This window comes from Burkholderia sp. Ed8 (assembly GCF_040761425.1).
Taxonomy (GTDB): Bacteria; Pseudomonadota; Gammaproteobacteria; order Burkholderiales; family Burkholderiaceae; genus Burkholderia; species Burkholderia seminalis.
The window spans coordinates 612,565-633,600 of record NZ_CP142889.1 but is presented as its reverse complement, the minus strand read 5'-3'; the positions used below and the strand labels follow the sequence as shown (position 1 = coordinate 633,600).

Genomic DNA, 21,036 nt, shown 5'->3' with positions numbered 1-21,036 from the left:
TCACGAGCGATGCATGGATCGAACCCGCCGACGGGTTTGTTTACTCCGATATCCTAAACGCGGTACGGATGGCGGATCGATCCGGCCGTCACGCCGCTTGTTCGTTCCGCGGCGACGGCGCGTGACGGACGCGGTTGCGTCCGTCACGCTTGGCGGCGTACAGCGCGAGATCCGCCTCGCGCGACCACGCGTCGACGGACGCCGGCCATCCGGCGCGGGCGGTCGCGCAGCCGATGCTCACCGTGAAGGCCGGCACCGGGTCGTCGAACCCGTCGAGGCGGTTGTGTTCCACTTCCCGGCGGATCGCCTCCGCCACCTTCGCGGCGCCGCGTTCATCGGTATCGGGCAGCACCGCGACGAATTCCTCGCCGCCGTAGCGCGCGGCGAAGTCGCCGCGCCGCTGCGTGTGCGCGCGGATGCAGGCGGCGAGGAACCGGAGCCCCGTGTCGCCTCGCGCGTGCCCGTGCCGGTCGTTGTACTGCTTGAAGTGGTCGGCATCGATGAACAGCAGCGACAGGCTGCCGTGGCCGTTTCGATGCAGCCGCTCCCACTGGTCGGCCAGCGCGAAGTCGAGCGCACGCCGGTTGTGCAGGCCGGTCAGCGGATCGGTGCGGCTGAGGCCGGTCAGCAGCGTCTGCTTGCGCAGGTTGTCCCGCAACGCGAAGGCGAGCAGCCAGACGACCGCGCAGAAAAGTGCGCACAGGAGCGACGCCGATATGCCGACCGACCATGACATGCGGATGAAGCCGTCCAGCACGTCGCCTTCGGCCGGCGCGACGACGGCGATTAGCGGTGTGCCGGGCACCCGCTGGAACGTATACAGGCGCAACGTTCCGTCGATGCGCGAATGCGCCGCATAGAAGCCCGAGTCCTGGTTCAGCATGCGATCGAAGGTGTTCGAACGGCGCAGGCGGACCATCTGGTGGTCGTTCAGCGACGGGTTGCGGGCCAGGATGGTGCCGTCCGCGCGCAGGACCGCGCTGATGCCGTGCGGCCCGACGTCCAGCCGGGACAGCAACTGATCGAAATAGGCGAGGTCGATCGCGACCACCGCGATCCCGTTGAACGTATGGTCCGGCTGTTCGATGCGCCGCGAGAGCGCGATCGATTCCTTGCCGCCGCGCGAGCGCGCGCGATAGGCCTCCGACACGTAAAGGCCGACATTCGGCGCGTCGCGATGGACCTTGAAATAATCGCGATCGCTGAAGTTCCAGTGGTGGGACGGCCCGCAGCACGCGTCGATCAACTGGCCGTCCCGGTCCGTCACGCCCATCCCCGTCACGTATTGCGCGGCCGAGCGCTGGAACAGCAGATCGTGCCGCAGCCCGGCGTCCATGTGCCGGACCGCCGGCTGCCGAGGTCGGCGGCGAGCGCGACCAGTGCGTTGTTGGACGTTTCGACGGTCCGCGCGATCTCGCTCACCAACACGGCGGCGACGTTGCGCGAGGTTTCGTGCGCATGTTCGACCACTTCGCTTCTCGTGGCCCAGAGCGTGATCGCGCTGATGCTCAGCGCCGCGAGCGACATCAGCGTGCCCAGCGCGCCGACGACGAGGTAGTGTCGTCCCGCCCAGTCGGCGATTTTCTCGATGGAGGTGGATGCGGACATGCTGGCGCTCGCGGGGAAGGCCCGGCGCGATGAACCGGGCTGCGCTTAAATCCGGGTTAACGGCAGGTCCGCGGGGAAATCGAGGGTCGTGTGCAACGCAAATGGGCGGGGCGCGGCCGCAAACGTGTGCGGCCCCGGGCTCATATCGGAACGCGCGACCCGGCGGCGGGCGCGGCGAACGCGCGGGCAATGGCCGTGCCGGTCTTGCCCGGCCCGGCGGGGGCTTCGTTCATTGAACGCGCCGCCGGGCGCCGAACGGGCGGATCCGGGGCCCACACGTTTCAGACCTGACCGATGCCGCCGTCGGCCATCAGGTCCGCACCCGTTACGTACGAACTTTCGTCGGATGCGAGGAAGAGCGCCGCGCTCGCAATCTCGTCCGCGCGCGCGAGCCGGCCGAGCGGCACCATGCTCCGGTACATGCTGACCAGTTCGTCGCGTGTCGCCGTCTGCGCGTCGAGGATGGGCGTGTCGGTGACGCCGGGGCTCAACATGTTGACGCGGATGCCGCGATCCTTGAATTCCGCGGCCCAGGTGCGCGCATAGGAGCGCAGCGCCGCCTTGGTCGCTGCGTACGCGGTGTGCCCCGGAATGCCCATCACGTGCATGGCCGACGAAACCAGCACGATCGAGCCGCGGTTTTGCATCAGCGGCAGCAGCTTCTGCACGAGGAACACGGGGCCGCGGGCCATGAGATTGAAGGCCTTGTCGAAATGCTCGGGGGTGAGCGTGTCGATCGGGGCCTGCTCGGTGAAGCCCGCGTTCGAGACGACGATGTCGACGCGTCCGGTTTCGTCGCGCACGGCTGCCGCGACGCGGTCGAGGTCGGCGAGGCTGGCCGCGTCGGCCTGGAGCGCCGTGACGTCGTGTCCGAGCCGTTCGGCTGCCGCGTCGAGCTGGGCCTGCCGACGGCCGAAGATGAAGACATGCGCGCCTTCGGCGACGAAGCGCTGGGCAATCGCGAACCCGATACCGGTCGTTGCGCCGCTGACGACCGCAAATTTGCCTGCAAGCGTGGGCATGAGAACCTTCCGTCGATGTGTTTGACGGAATCATCGTAATTGCCGCTGCCGGAAATGATAATCGGCCGAGCCTGCATAAGCTCTATTCTTCGGGAGAATGGGTCGAACGGAGCAGCGCAATGGACCGGTTTCACGAATTGAACGCTTTCATCGCCGTCGTCGAGGCGGGCGGCTTTTCCGCCGCGGCCCGCCGGACCGGCGACTCGCAGTCGGGCATCAGCAAGGCCATCGGCACGCTGGAGAGCCGCCTCGGCGTGAGGCTGTTCAATCGCAGCACGCGCAGCGTGACGCTGACGGACGACGGGCAGCGATATTACGACCGGACCAAACCGCTGATCGAGGAGCTCGATGACGCCGACAGCGAACTGGCGAGCAGCACGCACGACGCATCCGGTTTGATCCGGATCGCGGTCTCCGCGACCTTCGGCCGCCTGCATGTGCTCCCACTGATTCCCGAGCTGCTGGCGTCGAACCCCGGCCTGCAGGTCGACCTCGTCCTTTCCGACTTCGTGCGGGACATGGTGGAGGATCGGATCGACCTGGCGATCCGGGTCGGCGCGGTTCACGATCCCGACGCGGTGGTCAGGCGGGTGGCCGGCACCCCGCTCGTGTGCGTCGGATCCCGTCGTTATTTCGAGCAACACGGCATCCCCAGGACGCCCGCCGAGCTCGTCGATCACAATTGCCTGCTGTACGGCGGCCTGACGGAAGCGGTCAACTGGCCGTTCACGGGCCCGCAAGGCAGGTTCAGCGTCGCCGTGCGCGGCAACCTGTCGTCCAACAGTGTCGAGACGATCCGGGCTGGCGTGCTGGCCGGCGTCGGAATCGGGTTGTTCGCCCGGATCTCGCTCGCCGATGAACTTCGCCACCCGGACGTGATGACGATACTCGACGAATACGTCAGCGAAGTCAGGGATATCAGCGTCGTCTGGCCGAAGCGCCGATTCGTTCCGGCGCGCGTGCGCCGCGCGACGGAGTTCTTCGCGACGGCGCTGCCGCGGCGCGTTTGAGCGAACGGATTCGAACGGCACGGTGCACGGTGCGGTGCCGCGCGACCGGTGCCCGCGCCACGCGCGGTCAAGCCGGCCCGGCCGCGTCCGCTTCGGCGTCGAACGAAGCGTCCGCGCCGCGCGCACGCTTGAGCTCCCCGGCCAGCTTCTCGATCGCGTGCAGGTCGAGCGTATCGAGATGCTCGCGCACGCGCTGCACGAAGGCCGCGTAACCGTGCTCGTCCGCAACCTGGCCGAGCCATGTCTCGATATCGGTGAGCCGCCCGTCACGGGCCAGCAGGATCAGTGCGTCGAGTGCATCGTCGGGCGGGCCATCCATCGCGGGCGCGACGCGTTCCGGCCCGGCCCCGTCACCCGGATGAAACCGCCGGACGAGTTCCGACACCGGCACGAGCGCGTGCCCGAGCGCCGGTGCGACGACCGGGAACGAGAACGCGGTGCCGACGCCCGGCTGGCTCGCGACGGCCAGCTCGCCGCCCATCGCGCCGACGATGCGCTGCGCGATGAACAGGCCGAGCCCGGTTCCGCCGTTCACGGCTTGCACCTGCTGGTACGCGCGGAAGATGTCGCGGGTGCCGCTGATGTCGATGCCGATGCCCGTATCGGCGACCTCGAACAGCAGGCGCCACGCATTACCTTCGCGCGCCGCGTGCACCGACAGCGTGACCGTCCCGTCCCGCGTGAACTTCGACGCGTTCGACAGCAGGTTGAGCAGCACCTGCTGCAGCCGCATCCCGTCGATCGACACCATGCGCGGCAGCGGCGTGGCCGGCCGGTAGACGAACCGGTTGTCCTGCTGCGCGCACAGCGCGAGCGCATAGTGGCCGATGTCGTCGAGCAGGCCGGGCAGGTCGGTCGCGTCCGGCGCCACACCGAGCGGCTGCAGTTCGGCCTTCGTGAACGCGAGCAGTTCGTCGATCAGCGTGAGCTGGTAGCGGATGCTGCGGTCGATCGACCGGATCAGCCGCGCCTGGCCGCGCGTCGCGCTCTGCAGCAGCAGCTTCGCATAACCGTTGATCGTCGACAGCGGCGCGCGCAGGTCGTGGCTCACATAACCGAGCGTCTCGATCTTCTGCTGCATGTGGGTCGTCACCTGCTGCAACGCGTCGTTGAGCGCGACCGTGCGTCTCGCGACTTCGTCGCGCAGGCGATCCTGTTCGGTGAGCTGCCAATGTTCGAGCCGCTTCCTGGCCTCGGTGCGCTGGCGGCCCACGTGGTGGATCCACGCGGCCAGCACCAGCAGGTGCGTGGCGAGCCCGACGATCGCGATGACGGGGTTCGGATAGATATCGGACTTGAGCCAGGACAGCAGCGGCGGCAGCGCGTCCATGCCGTCGAGCACGCGGATCAGCATGTTGAAGGTGGCGAACACGATGGCGATCAGCATCACGCGGCCGGTCGGCGTCCGGCGGATCGCGAGCATCAGCGCGAGGCTGATGTTGACGATCCCGAGCACCGCGTTCAGCCGCAGGCAGAACCACGTGAAGGTCAGCAGGTCGCCGCCTGCGGCGCCGGCCATGCCGATGCATTCGAGCGCGAGGAACGCCATGTAGACGGCACGCAAGGGCAGCCTGGCCTGTTCGCGCCGGGCGACCGTCAGGATGAAGACGATGAAGCAGGCGATCGCCGCGTACACGGCGATCACCTCGCCGCGCGCCGACCACTCGCGCAGTGCGGGCGGTAGCGCCATGGCCACGTAACCGCGGTAAGCGGCCTCGAACAGCGTCGTGCCCAGCGCCATCGCGGCCAGTACATGGAACACGCCGCTGCGCGAAAAGAACCCGATCAGCAGCGCGCACCACAGGAGCGCGAGCAGGCCGCCGAAGAAGCCGAAGTCCCACATCGTCGCGCGCCGTTCCTGCGCATCCCATGCCGCGCGAGTGAACGCGGCCGGCGCGAGCCGCATTTCCTTGCGCGACGTGACGCGGATCAGCACGGGGAGGCTTGCGCCGGCGGGCAGCGTGACGTCGAGTACCGGGTAGCGCGACGGCTGACGGGCCGCGTCGCTGCCGGCGTCGGCAGCCGGGAAGCGGCTGACGAGCGTCCAGATGCCGTCCTGGCCGACATGGAAGTCGGCGTGGTCGATGCGCGCGTCGCGAATCACCAGCACCAGCGGACGCGCGACGCTGCCGCGGTTGGTCAGCGTCGCCCGGACCCACCATGCCGACCGCGAGAACTCGACGTTGAACGTTGACGTGCTTGCCGCAGGCGCGCGTCGAGCGGGCCCGGCGAGGCGCGCGGCGACCTGTTCGGCCGTCATCGTCGTGCTCGCGTCCTCGAACACCGATACGCCGTCCAGTTGCGCGGGGTTCGGCGTCGATGCCGCGCGGGCCGTCGCGCAGGTGACGGCCAGGGCGATCACAAGCAGCAGCACCGCGCGCCATCCGGCTGCCCACGCCGCGTGTCGCCTACGCATCGCCGTGGCGCCCCCCCGGTGCGGCCGGCGTGTCGCCGGTGTGGCGCTGGCGCCGCCAGTCGGACGGCGTGATACCGAAACGTTCGCGGAACGCCGTCGCGAAATTGCCGGGCGTGGAAAAGCCGATTTCCTCGGCGATGTCGCCGATGCCCATCGATGTATCCGACAGGAAGTGCATCGCGGCACGCAGGCGCGTGTCGCGCAAGTACTCGAATACGGTCTGGCCGAGCTGGTCGCGGAACACGCGGGACAAGCGCTTTTCGTGCGTACCGACCTGCTTCGCGAGATCGTCGAGCGCCGGCGGATGCCGCAGGTCGCGCAGCAGCACGTCGGTCGCCGCGCGTACGAGCGCGGCGTCGGGGTGGTCGGGCAGTTCGGGCAAGTGCGCGAACGGCTGGCCGCGCCGCGCGCGTTTCAGGTGATTGCGGATCCGCGCGATGACTTCCGCCGGCTCGAACGGCTTGACGATGTAGTCGATCGCGCCGGTTTCGAGCCCGGCGATCCGATCCTCGAGCTCGCCGGCCGCCGTCAGGATGATCACCGGGATCGCTTGCGTCGACGGCGTCGATGCCAGCAGCCGCGACGCGGCGAAGCCGTCCATGCGCGGCATGCGGACGTCCATCAGGATCAGGTCGGGCGCGATGGCCTGCGCACGGTGATAGGCCTGCAGCCCGTCGAACGCCACGCTGATCCGGCACCGCGCCGCGCGCAGGATTTCGGTCAGGAGCCGCAGGTCGTTCGGGCGGTCGTCGACGACAAGAATATGCGCGCCCGCGAGATCCGGCGTGGTACGAGGCGGCGCCGAACTGGGCAAGCGGGATGGCATGGTGGCGGACGCGAGGGAAGGGTGGTCGGTCGGATTGAAAGCATCGCAGTGGGTGCGATTGTTGCGAAAAATTATATGTCGACAACAATACCGATTGTGAGGATTCCGTGCGGACTGTGTGGGCTTATCCGCCGGGACACTGAACGGTTTCGGCAGCGTTACTAGACCGGAAGAAATGGAGTGGAAAAACATGCCGAGCCGTCTTTTTAATTTCGGTCTTTATTTCCGATTTTTATGGATTATGTGATCGAATTGGCCCGCGAAATAAATTAGGGTGAATTGTGTCGAGAGGTGATGTCTTTCGATTTGAAACAGGCGCTTCGAATCGGCGCTCGTCCGGTTGATTTTTTTGGTTGTCCGGTCAGGATTTGTTTTGATGAAAAACCGATTTCGAGTGGAAATGTATGAATGTAAATATCATCCGCTCTGGAAAAGGATTTTTCCGCTCTGGAAAAGGTTTGTTTGAACGGATGACTGCACACTAGCTCCGGCGCGGCTGGAATCGGTTCTTCGAGGGGAACGGATGTTCGTGGATTCCTTGCCGCTGCCACGTTCGGATGTTGCGATATTCAATGTGACATCGAATGATGGCAATTCTCAGAATTTGAGAGTGCGATGATGAACAAGAAAATTGGCACGAGGGTAATACAAATTTCATAATTTTCCGAATGTGTTCGTATACAAGAAAAGCGGAATGATTGTGAGATTGGTTCGGGTGTGACGCATCGACAAGAAAAATCGTCAAGAAAATTCGATCGACTCAATCGATGCGGGGGCCGTTCTGCAAGTCGGGCGATTTTTCCGGAAATCCGGAAAGCGCTCGACTGCCGGCGGAGAGGGTGAGCGGCTGCGCATGGTCCGCCCGACGGTCTGATCCGTCGTGGCGCGATCGCGCGGCGCGTTCTCGAATCAGGCGGGCACGAAAAACATGAATACGACAGGCATGACAGGTCAACGCACCGGTTCGAACGGACCGGATGCGCATGCTTCATACCCGGGGACCACACGGCGTCATCCTCCTCCTGAATGAATCGTGACGAAAGCCGCCCCGGGTTCGGGGCCGGCTTTCGTTCATCCGGCGTCTGAACGGCGCCTTCCCATGAAATTCAAGGTCGCCGCCGGCTCGGCGCGACGGCGCGCGCACGCGAATCCGCGATGCGCGGGGCAGCGTGCCGCCGTCTTCGCGTGCCATCGGCTTCCATGATCCGATAACCGGCGAGTGCCGCCGCGCAGCGTGCCGACGCGCGCGTGCGGCGTGCCGTCGCGCGATCGCCGTGGCGATCGCGATTGCCGAGCAGCGTTGTTCGATCGTTTAGTTAGCTATCCAAAGTGAATCGCGAAGCGTCGCGACACGGGCGAGGAGGCGGGCCGATGCATCATCGCTTGCCGTCGCGCTCGCTGCTGCGTCATCCAGCACATGAGAACCGAGGGAACACAAGATGAACAAGTCGTTCAAGTCGATCTGGAACGAAGCACTGGGGGCCTGGGTCGCGGCGTCCGAGCTTGACCGTGCGCGCGGCAAGCGGGTTGCGTCGTCGGCAGTCAGGTCCGGGCATGCCGCGAGCGAGGGCGCCGCGAGCCGCGCGGGCCGGTCTTCGATGCCGTCGCCGCGGCGATTGGCCGTGCTGATGGCGTCAACTTATCTTGCGTTGTTCCATGCGGGCGCGCACGCGCAGTATGCGCAGGATGGCGGCTCCGCGACCGGCGGCGTGAGCTCGATCTCGATCGGCGTCGGGTCGAGTGCCGCGCAGCAGAATTCCACCGCCCTGGGCAACCTGTCGACGGCGCAGGGCGTGTCGGCCACCGCGCTGGGGCCGGGTGCGCATGCGATGGCGGACGGTTCGACGGCCGTCGGCATCAATTCGCAGGCGACCGGTGTCAATAGCGCGGCGTTCGGTGTGCAGGCGATCGGGTCGGGCGCGTTTTCGGTTGCCGTCGGGAATGCAACGCAGGCGACGCAGTCCGGTACGGTGGCGATCGGCAGTGGCGCGACCGCGAGCGGCACGTCCGCCATCGGGCTCGGGAACAATGCGACGGCCTCCGGTCAGAGTGCGGCTGCGCTCGGACTCGGCGCCGTTTCGTCGGGTATCGGCAGCGTCGCGCTTGGTTTTTCGGCGCAGGCGACCAATCAGGGCGCGGTTGCGCTCGGCAACCAGTCGACGAGTTCCGGCGCTGCCGGTGTCGCGGTGGGCAGCGGTGCGCTGACGACCGGCAATTCGTCGATCGCGATGGGTGTCAACAGCGGCGCGAAGGGTGCAACGTCGATCGCGATCGGCTGGGGCGGCACGGCCGGCGTACCGGGCTCGGGCACGCAGTCGCTCGGCACCAGTTCGATCGCGCTCGGCTCCGCCACGACTGCGGGCGCCGATCAGGCAATGGCACTCGGCCTGAGCGCCAATGCGTCGGGCGTCAGCTCGATCGCGGCCGGCGTGCAGTCGACCGCGACGCAGCAGTTCGCCGTCGCGCTCGGCAATCTCGCGCGCAGCAGCGGCATTTCGGCGACCGCACTCGGGTCCGGCGCGACGGCGTCGGCCACGAATGCGACGGCGGTCGGTATCAATAGCGTCGCGGCGGCGAGTTCGACCGTGGCGATCGGCGACTCCAACTCGGTCGCCGCGGCGGCCGGTGCCGGTTCGGTCGCCGGCGGCTACGGCTCGAAGGTGCTGGGCGGTACCGGCGCAGTCGCGCTCGGCTTCGGCCAGACCGTGAGCGGCAACGGCGCGGTAGCGATCGGCGATCCGAGCACCGCGATCGGCACGGGCGCGGTCACGCTGGGGGCGAACAACACCGCGAACGGCGACGGGGCGGTGGCGATCGGCAATACCAACAACGCGCAGGGCACTGGTTCCCTCGCGCTCGGCAATACGTCGACGGCGGCAGTAGCGGGGGCGGTCGCGTTCGGCGCCTCGGCCGTGGCGAACAATGCGAACGATGTCGCGCTCGGCTCGGGCTCGACGACGGCCGCGCCGAATCCGACGGCCAGCGCGGTGATCGGCGGTGTCACGTACAACTTCAACGGTACGTCGCCGACCAGCGTCGTCAGCGTCGGCGCGGCGGGTACCGAGCGCCAGATCACCAACGTCGCGGCCGGACGGATCAGTTCGTCGAGCACGGACGCGATCAACGGCTCGCAACTGGCCGCGACGAACCTGGCGGTCGATTCGCTGTCGACGTCGACGGCATCGAGCATCACGTCGTTGTCGACCTCGACGTCCACCGGGTTGTCGTCGGCAACCAGCGCGATTTCGTCGCTGTCCACGTCGACGTCGACGGGCATCACGTCGCTCTCGACGGGCCTGAGTTCGACCAACAGCACGGTGACGTCGCTGTCGACGTCGACGTCCACCGGGTTGTCGTCGGCGAACAGCGCGATCACGTCGTTGTCGACCTCGACGTCGACGGGCATCACGTCGCTGTCGACGGGCCTGAGTTCGACCAACAGCACGGTGACGTCGCTGTCGACGTCGACGTCCACCGGGTTGTCGTCGGCGAACAGCGCGATCACGTCGTTGTCGACCTCGACGTCGACGGGCATCACGTCACTGTCGACGGGCCTGAGTTCGACCAACAGCACGGTGACGTCACTGTCGACCTCGACGTCGACGGGCATCAGCTCGCTGTCTACCGGCCTGAGTTCGACCAACAGTTCGGTGACGTCGCTGTCCACCGGATTGAGCTCGACCAACAGCGCGGTCACGTCGTTGTCGACCTCCACGTCGACCGTCGTCGGGTCGTTGTCGACGGGCCTGAGTTCGACCAACAGTTCGGTCACGTCGCTGTCGACGTCGACCTCGACGGTCGTCGGTTCGCTGTCCACCGGCCTGAGTTCGACCAACAGCGCGGTCACATCGCTGTCGACGTCAACGTCAACCGGCATCACGTCGCTGTCCACCGGCCTGTCGAGCACGAACAGCACGGTCACGTCGCTGTCGACCTCCACGTCGACGATCGTCGGTTCGTTGTCCACCGGCATCACGTCGCTGTCCACCGGCCTGTCGAGCACGAACAGCACGGTCACGTCGCTGTCGACCTCCACGTCGACGATCGTCGGTTCGTTGTCCACCGGCGTCGCGTCGCTGTCCACCGGCCTGAGCACGACGAACAGCAGCGTGACGTCGCTGTCGACGGCCACGTCGTCGAGTATCGGCTCACTGTCCACCGGCCTCAGCTCGACGACCAGCTCGATCTCGTCGCTGTCGACGTCGACGTCGACGACCGTCGGCTCGCTGTCCACCGGCCTGTCTAGCACGAACAGCAACCTGACGTCGCTGTCCACCGCGACGTCGACGGGCATCGGCTCGCTGTCGACGGGCCTCAGCTCGATCGCGTCGAACAACACCAACCTCGGCAACAGCACGGCGGGCGCGATCGGCGGCGGCGCAACCTATGACCCGACGACCGGCACGATCTCCGCGCCGTCGTACGTGACGTACAACAGCGACGGCACGACGACGGTCAACAACAACGTCGGTTCCGCGGTCGACAACATCAACGCGCACGGCATCAAGTACTTCCACGCGAACTCGACCGCGCCGGATAGCCAGGCGCTCGGACTCGACAGTGTCGCGATCGGTCCGAACGCCGTGTCGAAGGTCGACGGCAGCATCGCGCTCGGCGCCGGCTCGGTAGCCGATCGCGCGACGGTGCCGACGTCCGGCACGATTCGCAACGGCAGCGCGTCGATTCCGTTCAACACGACCGACCAGACGCTGCTCGGCGCGGTGTCGGTCGGCGACGCGACGAGCAAGACGTACCGCCAGATCACCAACGTCGCGGACGGCACCGGCCAGCAGGATGCGGTCACCGTGCGACAACTGGCGGGCGCGCTGCAATCGTTCGCGGTCACCACCACGAAGTACTTCCACGCGAACTCGACGGCCGTGGATTCGCTCGCGGTCGGCGCGGAATCGGTCGCGGTCGGCCCGACGACGGTCGTCAACGGCGACAACGGCGTGGGCATCGGCAACGGCGCGATCGTCGATGCCACCGCGCCGGGCGGCGTCGCGATCGGGCAGGCGGCGAGCGTCGCGCAGGCCGATGCGATCGCGCTCGGCAGCGGGGCGACGGCCACCGGCGCGCAGTCCGTCGCGCAGGGCGCGAACGCGGTCGCGGCGAGCGTGGGCAGCGTCGCGCTCGGGTCGGGCGCGCACGCGACGGCGACCGATGCGCTCGCGTTCGGCGCCGGCGCGTCGGCGACCTATGCGAACAGCGTCGCGCTCGGCGCGGGTTCGCTGACCACGGTCGGCGCGCAGACGAACTACATCGCGTACGGCCTGAGCAGCCCGCAGTCGTCGGCCGGCGAGGTCAACATCGGCAACCGGCAGATCACCGGCCTCGCGGCCGGCAAGAACGGCACCGATGCGGTGAACGTGTCGCAGCTCGACTCGGTCGCCAACCAGTTGACGACGCTGATCAACCAGCGCACGTCGAACCTCGGCGGCTCGTACACGACGAATCCGAGCGGCACGAACGTGCCGCCGGGCTCGACCGGGTCGAACTCGTCGGCGGGCGGCTCGGGCGCGGTCGCATCGGGCTCGAACAGCACGGCGGTCGGCAACGGGGCGCTCGCATCGGGCAACGGCTCGACCGCGATCGGCGTCGGGTCGACCGCGTCCGGCAGCAATTCGGCCGCGATCGGCACGGGCAGCAACGACGGCGGCCGCTCGAACGTCGTGGCGGTCGGCTCCGCGGATTCGGCGCGCCAGGTCGTCAACGTCGCGGCCGGCACGCAGGGCACCGACGCGGTCAACGTGAACCAGCTGAACGCGAGCGTCGGCAACACGCTGTCGCAGGCGAACAGCTACACGGACGGTCAGGTCGCGAGCTTGCGCAACAGCCTCGACAGCTACCGCCGCGATGCGGACGGCGGCACGGCGACGGCGATGGCCGTCGCCGGCCTGCCGCAGCCGTCCGGCCCCGGCAAGAGCATGGTCGCACTGGCCGGCAGCGTGTATCGCGGCCAGTCGGGGCAGGCGCTGGGCATCTCGACGATTTCGGAGAACAACCACTGGATCTACAAGGCGGCCGTCTCGACCAACACGCGCGGTACGTATGGCGCGGTGGTCGGTGCCGGGTATCAGTGGTGAGCCGCGGCGCGCGCCGTTTCCCTTCCATTCAGACAATGGCAAACATGAACGCAAATCTTGCAAAGTTCGCGGCCGCCGCACTGGTCGCCGCCGCCGGCCTGACCGGATGCGCCACGCAGCAGGGCGATCCGCCGTTCCCGTCGCCCGATACGGCCACGCTGCCCGAAGGCACGTATCCGAATCTCGCGAACCTGGCGCAGGTGCAGCCGGGCGTGACGAAGAACCAGCTGTACGAACTGCTCGGCCCGCCGCATTTCCACGAGTGGATCTTCCACGTGCGGACGTGGAACTACCTGTTCCAGTTCCGCGACGCGGGGAAGGTCGCGACCTGCCAGTATCAGGTGCGGTTCGATTCGGATAGCCGCGTCGCGAAGACGCGGTGGGACAAGCCGGAGTGCGAGGCCTTCGGCGGGAAGGGGGCGGCGGGCAACGCAGGCTGACGCGGCACGGCCGGTTCTCGGGCCGGGCGGCGGGCGTCGATGGCGCAGGGTCCATCGGCGCCCGCCACCGGGCGTCGGGTCAGTGCCTGAGCACGCACACGGCCACGATTTCGTACCCGGGGTCGGCATGCACGTGCGCCGCCTTTTCCGCTTCCTCATACGAACGAAACGACGTGGCATCTTCAACCGCCGGTGCCATGCCGATATCGCCATCCTCGGCGGTGCAGAGGAACTGCTCGCCGGTCTTCACGACGTAGACGGACAACATGACGCCCTCCATCGTTTGCAGGGGGAATTTCAGTCTAGCAGGCCGGAAAAGGGGCGCGGGCGGTTCGTTGCGGCCTGTTCGCGAGGCCGCGGCCGGCGGGTTTGCCGCGTGCCGCATCGGCCCGGCGCGCGATACGGGCCCAAAGGCGTGCACAATACGCGGATGCAGACCGCCGACCTCGCACACCTCGTCACCGTCACCATGCCCTTTGGCAAGTACAAGGGCCGGCTCATCGCCGACCTGCCCGGGCCTTATCTCAACTGGCTGGCCCGTGAAGGCTTCCCGCGCGGCGAAATCGGCCGGCAGCTGGCGCTGATGCACGAAATCGATCACAACGGCCTGAGGGACTTGCTGGAACCGTTGCGCACGCGTTCGTCGTGAGCGACGCCGCTTTCGCCAGGGCGCTTGCCGGCCGTTCCCCGGCCGCCTGCCCATGACGCCCGCAGGGTCGTCATGGAAAACTGTATGAATATACAGTATAGTACCCGTCGAACTCGAGCCGCACAGGTGCAACCCTTGCGGCGCGTGCGCCGCGCCTGCGGGTATCCGCCGCAGCGTTCCGGCACCGTGAATTCCGGCTAACTCATTCAGACGGGCAGGCAAATTGTCATCCAGCAATCTGATCCGCATTCGCGGAGCACGTCAGCACAACCTCAAGAACCTCGATCTCGACCTGCGCACCGGCGAAATGACGGTCGTCACCGGCCCGTCGGGCTCGGGCAAGTCGAGTCTCGTGTTCGACACGCTGTATGCGGAAGGGCAGCGGCGCTACGTCGAAACCTTCAGCGCGTACGCACGCCAGTTCCTCGACCGGATGGACCGCCCGCAGGTCGAGCGCGTCGACGGCGTGCCGCCCGCGATCGCGATCGACCAGACCAACCCGGTCCGCAGTTCGCGTTCGACCGTCGGCACGATGACCGAGCTGAACGATCACCTGAAGCTGCTGTACGCGCGCGCGGCCGAGCTGTTCGACCGCCAGACCGCGCGGCAGGTGCGGCACGACACGCCGGAAACGATCTACGCGGATCTCGTCGCCCGCACGCGGGCGGACGATCCGCGCGTCGTCGTCACGTTCCCGGTCGAATTGCCGGAAGCGGTGTCCGACGAGGAAATCGCGCAGTGGCTGTCCGCGAGCGGCTATACGCGCGTGCAGGCGCAGCGCGAAGTCGCGTCGCCCACCGGGCCGCGCAAGGTGCTCGACGTGGTGGCCGACCGCTTCCGCGTGCAGCAGGCCGACAAGGTGCGCGTGGTCGAGGCGATCGAGGCGTCGCTGAAGCGCGGCGGCGGCCGCGTGAACGTATACGTGCTGGCCCCCGAGGCCGAACATGCGGTCGCCGAGCCGCAGGTGTGGCGCTTCTCCACCGGGCTGCACGATCCCGACAGCGACCTGCGCTACGCGGAACCGCAGGCGGCGCTGTTCTCGTTCAACTCGGCGTACGGCGCGTGCGAAACCTGCCGCGGCTTCGGCCGCGTGATCGGCGTCGATCTCGGCCTCGTGATTCCGGACGCGCGCAAGACGCTGCGCGGCGGCGCGATCAAGCCGATGCAGACCCCCGCATGGAAAGAGTGCCAGGACGACCTGATGCGCTACGCGGCGAAGGCCGGCATCCGCCGCGACGTGGCGTGGTCCGAGCTGACCGACGCCGAACGCGACTGGGTCGTCAACGGTTCGCCGGACTGGAACGGCAAGTGGCAGAGCCAGTGGTACGGCGTGAAGCGCTTCTTCGGCTATCTCGAATCGAAAGCGTACAAGATGCATATCCGCGTGCTGCTGTCGAAATACCGCAGTTACACGCCGTGCGACGTGTGCGGCGGCGCGCGCCTGAAGACGGAATCGCTGCAATGGCGGCTCGGCTCGAAAGAAAATGCCGACGGCGTGCTCGCGCCGGCCGAGCGCTTCATGCCGCGCGGCGTCGACTGGAGCCGCGCGCAGCTCGAGGCGCTGCCGGGCCTGACCGTGCACGACCTGATGCTGCTGCCGATCGAGCGCATCCGGCGCTTTTTCGACGGCATCAGCCTGCCGAGCGCGCTGCTCGACGATGCGCTGAAGCTGCTGCTCGCCGAGGTGCGCACGCGCCTGAAATACCTGTGCGACGTGGGGCTCGGCTACCTGACGCTCGACCGGCAGAGCCGCACGCTGTCGGGCGGCGAGGTGCAGCGGATCAACCTGACGACGGCGCTCGGCACGTCGCTGACCAAAACCCTGTTCGTCCTCGACGAACCGAGCATCGGGCTGCATCCGCGCGATCTGACACGGATCGTCGAGGCGATGCAGCGGCTGCGCGACGCGGGCAATACGCTGGTCGTCGTCGAGCACGATCCGTCGGTGATGCTCGCGGCCGACCGGCTGATCGACATGGGGCCGGGTCCGGGCGAGCGCGGCGGCACGATCGTCTACGACGGCACGCCGGCCGACATCCGTTCCGCGCCCACGCTGACCGGCGAGTATCTCGGCGGCCGCAAGCAGGTCGCGCACGCGTCGAACTGGGCGCGCCGGGCGGTCGACGCGCATACGCCGCGCATCGTGCTCGAAGGCGCGAGCGAACACAACCTGCGCGACGTGACGGTCGAGATTCCGCTGCAGCGGCTCGTCTGCGTGACGGGCGTGTCCGGTTCTGGCAAATCGACGCTGCTGCAGGACGTGCTGTATCCGGCGATGGCGCGGCACCACGGCAAGGCGACCGAGTCGCCGGGCGCGTACCGCAGCCTCACGGGCGCGGACCAGGTCGGCGACGTCGTGTTCGTCGACCAGTCGCCGATCGGCAAGACCACGCGCTCGAACCCGGCGAGCTACGTCGGCGCGTTCGACGAGATCCGCAAGCTGTTCGCGAAGGCGCCGCTCGCGCTGCAGCGCGGCTACGGCGCCGGCACGTTCAGCTTCAACTCGGGCGACGGTCGTTGCCCGACCTGCGGCGGCTCGGGCTTCGAGCACATCGAGATGCAGTTCCTGAGCGACGTGTACCTGCGCTGCCCGGACTGCGACGGCAGCCGCTACCGCGCCGAGATCCTCGAGGTGCGCATCGAGCGCGACGGCCGTGCGCTGAACATCGCCGACGTGCTCGACCTGACCGTCAGCGAGGCGGCCGCGTTCTTCGCGACCGACGCCGAGGTGCTGCGCGTGCTGCAGCCGATCGTCGACGTCGGCCTCGAATACGTGAAGCTCGGCCAGCCGGTGCCGACGCTGTCGGGCGGCGAGGCGCAGCGCCTGAAGCTCGCCGGCTTCCTCGCCGAATCGGCGGCGGCGGCCAACGGGCGCCGGGTCGCGACGGAAGAGGCGCGCATCGCGCGCGCGAAGCTGTTCATGTTCGACGAGCCGACCACCGGGCTGCACTTCGACGACATCGCGAAGCTGATGCAGGCGTTCGGCAAGCTGCTCGCGGCCGGCCATTCGCTGATCGTGATCGAGCACAACCTCGACGTGATCCGCGCGGCCGACTGGCTGATCGACCTCGGCCCGGAAGGCGGCGACGGCGGCGGCCTCGTGCTGTGCGCGGGCACGCCCGACGACGTGAAGGCCTGCGCCGAATCGCACACGGGCGTGGCGCTGCTGCAGTACGACCGCGCGATGGACGCCGAGGCGGCGCTCGCCGACGAAGGCGTGCCGCTGCAGGCCGTGCTGAACGCCGCGCGCGAGCGCCGTGCGATCGAGGGCGAGGACGTCGTGCGGATCGTCAACGCGCGCGAGCACAACCTGAAGGCGCTCGACGTCGACATTCCGCACGGCAAGTTCAACGTGATCACCGGCGTATCGGGCTCCGGCAAGTCGACGCTCGCGTTCGACATCCTGTTCCACGAAGGCCAGCGCCGCTACCTCGAATCGCTGAACGCGTATGCACGCTCGATCGTGCAGCCGGCCGGGCGGCCCGAAGTCGACGCGGTGTACGGCATTCCGCCGACCGTCGCGATCGAGCAGCGGCTGTCGCGCGGCGGGCGCAAGAGCACGGTCGCGACCACGTCCGAAGTGTGGCACTTCCTGCGGCTGCTGTACGTGAAGCTCGGCCTGCAGCATTGCATCCACGACGGCACGCCGGTCACGTCGCAATCCGTCGAATCGATCGCCGCGCAGCTGCTGCGCGATCATCGCGGCGAGCACGTCGGATTGCTCGCGCCGCTCGTCGTGAACCGCAAGGGGGTGTACACCGATCTCGCGAAGTGGGCGAAGGCGCGCGGCAGCACGCATCTGCGTGTCGACGGCGAGTTCGTGCCGGTCGATCCGTGGCCGAAGCTCGACCGCTTCCGCGAGCACACGATCGAATTGCCGGTCGCCGATCTCGTCGTGTCGCCGGACAACGAAGCCGAATTGCGCCGCAGGCTCGACGAGACGCTCGAGCTCGGCAAGGGCGTGATGCATCTGCTCGCGCCGCTCGACGGGCTGCACGATGCGATGCGGAACGACCATTCGACCGCGCGCGTCGGCACGGTCAAGGTGCTGTCGGTCAAGCGTGCGTGCCCGGTATGCGGCACGAGCTATCCGGAGCTGGACCCGCGAATGTTCTCGTACAACAGCAAGCACGGCTGGTGCACGACCTGCGTCGGCACCGGCGTCACGCTCACGCGCGAACAACGCGCCGCGTACGACGACACGGTACTCGCCGAGGACGGCCGCGGCCGCGAGCAGACGCTGCCGTCGGACGAGCAGGAACCGGAAGGCGTCGGCAACGAGCCGTGCCCGGACTGCGGCGGGACGCGGCTGAACCCGACCGCACGCGCGGTCACGTTCGACGCGCATCCGATCGTCGAGGTCGCGCAGTGGACGGTGTCGGACACGCGCCGCTGGATCGACGCGCTCGAACTCACCGGGCGCGACGCGCAGATCGCGCGCGACATCGTCAGCGAGATCGGCAGCCGCCTCGCGTTCCTCGAGGAAGTCGGGCTCGGCTACCTGAGCCTCGACCGTGCGGCGCCGAGCCTGTCGGGCGGCGAAGCGCAGCGCATCCGGCTCGCCGCGCAGCTCGGCAGCAACCTGCAGGGCGTGTGCTACGTGCTCGACGAGCCGACGATCGGCCTGCATCCGCGCGACAACCAGATCCTGCTCGACGCGCTGCGCAAGCTCGGCGACAAGGGCAATACGCTCGTCGTCGTCGAACACGACGAGGACACGATCCGTCGCGCCGATCACATCATCGACATCGGCCCCGGCGCCGGCAAGCGCGGCGGTGCGCTGGTCGCGCAGGGCGCGGTCGCCGATCTCGCCGCGCAGGCCGACTCGGTCACGGGTCGGCTGCTCGCGCGGCCGATGACGCATCCGCTGCAGCCGCGCCGTAGCGTGAGCCTGCCGGGCAAGAAGGGCGGCGCGGCCGTGCCGGAAGCGTGGTTGACCGTGCACGGTGCGCGGCTGCACAACCTGCGCGACGTCACGGTCGGCATTCCGCTCGCGCGGCTCGTCGCGGTGACGGGTGTCAGCGGCTCGGGCAAGTCGACGCTCGCGCGCGACGTGCTGATGACGAACCTGCTCGACGCGGTCGGCCGCTCGGTGCTGTCGTCGCCCGCCACACGGCGCGCACGCAAGGCCGCGCAGCAGGACGCGCCGGCGGCCAACCGCCGCTCGAGCGTGCTCGCACGCAGCGCGCCGCGGCCGTCGCTGAACGTCACGCACGCGTGGCAGGGCTGCGCGTCGCTGAGCGGCTGGGAGCAGATCGATCGCGTGCTCGAAGTCGACCAGACGCCGATCGGTAAGACACCGCGTTCGTGTCCGGCCACCTACATCGGCGTGTGGGACACGATCCGCAAGCTGTTCGCGGACACCCTGGAGGCGCGTGCGCGCGGCTATACGGCGTCGCGGTTCTCGTTCAATACCGGCGACGGGCGCTGCCCGGCGTGCGAAGGGCAAGGCGTGCGCACGATCGGCATGAGCTTCCTGCCCGACGTGAAGGTGCCGTGCGACGTGTGTCACGGCCAGCGTTTCAATCCGGAGACGCTCGCCGTCACGTGGCGCGGCCGGAACATCGGCGACGTGCTGACGATGGAGATCGACGAGGCGGTGGAATTCTTCGCGCCGATCTCGAACATCGCGCATCCGCTGCAACTGATGAAGGACGTCGGGCTCGGTTACCTGACGCTCGGCCAGCCGTCCCCGACGTTGTCCGGCGGCGAGGCGCAGCGCATCAAGCTGGTCACCGAGCTGACGAAGGTGCGCGACGACATCACGCGGCGCGGCCAGAAGGCGCCGCATACGCTGTACGTGCTCGACGAACCGACAGTCGGCCTGCACATGGCGGACGTCGCGAAGCTGATCCGCGTGCTGCACCGGCTCGTCGATGCGGGGCATAGCGTCGTCGTGATCGAGCATGATCTCGACGTGATCGCGGAAGCCGACTGGATCATCGACCTCGGGCCGGAGGGCGGTGTGGGCGGCGGCACGATCGTCGCGGCGGCGCCGCCCGAAGCGCTCGTGAAGGTCGGCGCGAGCCATACGGGGCAGGCGCTCAAGCCGGTGCTGGCGCGCGCGAGTTCGGATGAGGGGGAAGCCGAGCGCGAGGGAGAGGCTCGCGTCGGTTGAGCGCGGGGCTTCCATTCGGTCGACGGCCGCGGTGTCTTGCCGGACACCGCGGCCGTTTCATTTCGTCATGCGCGTCCGGTCAGGCGGCCGGGGCGACGGACGCGCCCGTGATACCGTGCCGACGCAGCGATTCGGCGACGAAGCCCGACGCCTTCATGTCCTCGACGAAGGCGTTCAACACCGCGGCGGCGGCTTCGCCGCGGCTCTTCGGTACGCCCATCGCCTGCCGAATCTCCATGAAGCGCGCGTCGAGCAGGCGCAGGCCGGTCGTCTTCGCGGCGTCGGCTTCGAGTTGCTGCTTCACGCCGGCGGCGACTTCCAGATGCTGTTCGAGAAACGTCGGCACGACGGCCTGCGATGTCGGCGCGCGCACGATCCGGGCGGCTTTCAGTTCGCGCGTGAGGAACAGGTCGTACGCGCTGCCCTTGCCGACGGCCACGCGGTTGTGCGGCTGGTCGACGTCCGCGTTGGTGCGGATCGGCGATGCGTCGGGTACGAGATAGAAGCCTTCGATCAGCACGTACGGTGCGGTGAACGCAACCGTTTCACCGCGCAGCGGATCGACCGCGAAGAAGCCGAAATCGGCGCGTTCTTCAGTCAGCGCCTGCACCGATTGGCCGGCGGTGTCGAATACGACGAGTTCCAGCTCGGCCGACAGGCGCTCGGCGAATGCGCGCGCGAGGTCGATCGAGACGCCGAACGGTTCGCCGGTCGCCGGATCCCGGTTCGCGAGGATCGGGTTGCCGAGGTTGATCGACGCGCGGAGCTTGCCGGTGGGGGTGAAGGCGGAGCGGACGGAGGAAGCGATGGGCATGACGGGCTCTCGTTGGGGCGTGGGCGGGCGGATGCGATTGCGTACCG

10 protein-coding genes and 1 pseudogene are annotated in these 21,036 nt (G+C 68.0%); 5 read left to right on the top strand and 6 right to left on the bottom strand.

Annotation, left to right across the window (positions count from 1 at the left end; translation table 11 throughout):
• Positions 1-88: 88 nt before the first annotated feature.
• Positions 89-1,608: pseudogene (locus tag VXM69_RS37070) on the bottom strand (diguanylate cyclase).
• A 281-nt stretch (positions 1,609-1,889) separates the two neighbouring features.
• Positions 1,890-2,630, bottom strand: coding sequence for an SDR family oxidoreductase (locus VXM69_RS37065; RefSeq protein WP_034191805.1), 741 nt, complete (start codon positions 2,628-2,630; stop codon positions 1,890-1,892).
• A 119-nt stretch (positions 2,631-2,749) separates the two neighbouring features.
• Here VXM69_RS37065 and VXM69_RS37060 point away from each other — a divergent pair, with 119 nt between their 5' ends.
• Entirely contained in the window at positions 2,750-3,640 is an 891-nt protein-coding gene (locus VXM69_RS37060; protein ID WP_034191804.1) for a LysR family transcriptional regulator, read from the top strand.
• Positions 3,641-3,707: 67 nt separating this feature from the next.
• On the opposite strand, the gene VXM69_RS37055 is transcribed toward VXM69_RS37060, so the two are convergent.
• Positions 3,708-6,056, bottom strand: a complete 2,349-nt coding sequence (locus VXM69_RS37055; RefSeq protein WP_367190454.1) for an ATP-binding protein — start codon at positions 6,054-6,056, stop codon at positions 3,708-3,710.
• Positions 6,049-6,882: a response regulator gene (locus VXM69_RS37050; RefSeq protein WP_367190796.1), complete on the bottom strand. Its 834-nt coding sequence runs from the start codon at positions 6,880-6,882 to the stop codon at positions 6,049-6,051. The genes VXM69_RS37055 and VXM69_RS37050 overlap by 8 nt, the downstream gene beginning before the upstream one ends.
• A 1,439-nt stretch (positions 6,883-8,321) precedes the next feature.
• On the opposite strand from VXM69_RS37050, the gene VXM69_RS37045 reads away from it, so the two are divergent.
• Complete coding sequence (locus VXM69_RS37045) at positions 8,322-12,968, top strand: YadA-like family protein (RefSeq protein ID WP_367190453.1); 4,647 nt, start codon at positions 8,322-8,324, stop codon at positions 12,966-12,968.
• Between the two features lie 44 nt (positions 12,969-13,012).
• Entirely contained in the window at positions 13,013-13,408 is a 396-nt protein-coding gene (locus tag VXM69_RS37040; protein WP_034192022.1) for an outer membrane protein assembly factor BamE, read from the top strand.
• Positions 13,409-13,487: 79 nt separating this feature from the next.
• On the opposite strand, the gene VXM69_RS37035 is transcribed toward VXM69_RS37040, so the two are convergent.
• Entirely contained in the window at positions 13,488-13,676 is a 189-nt protein-coding gene (locus tag VXM69_RS37035; RefSeq protein WP_034192021.1) for a hypothetical protein, read from the bottom strand.
• Between the two features lie 162 nt (positions 13,677-13,838).
• On the opposite strand from VXM69_RS37035, the gene VXM69_RS37030 reads away from it, so the two are divergent.
• Both VXM69_RS37030 and uvrA read left to right on the top strand, forming a co-directional pair.
• Positions 13,839-14,057, top strand: coding sequence for a DUF3820 family protein (locus VXM69_RS37030; RefSeq protein ID WP_034192020.1), 219 nt, complete (start codon positions 13,839-13,841; stop codon positions 14,055-14,057).
• Positions 14,058-14,280: 223 nt separating this feature from the next.
• Positions 14,281-20,175 (top strand): excinuclease ABC subunit UvrA, encoded by a 5,895-nt coding sequence (uvrA, locus tag VXM69_RS37025; protein ID WP_367190452.1) that lies wholly within the window; start codon positions 14,281-14,283, stop codon positions 20,173-20,175.
• A gap of 79 nt (positions 20,176-20,254) precedes the next feature.
• On the opposite strand, the gene VXM69_RS37020 is transcribed toward uvrA, so the two are convergent.
• On the bottom strand, positions 20,255-20,989 hold the full coding sequence (locus VXM69_RS37020; RefSeq protein WP_034191799.1) for an ABC transporter substrate-binding protein: 735 nt from the start codon (positions 20,987-20,989) through the stop codon (positions 20,255-20,257).
• Between the last annotated feature and the right edge of the window lie 47 nt (positions 20,990-21,036).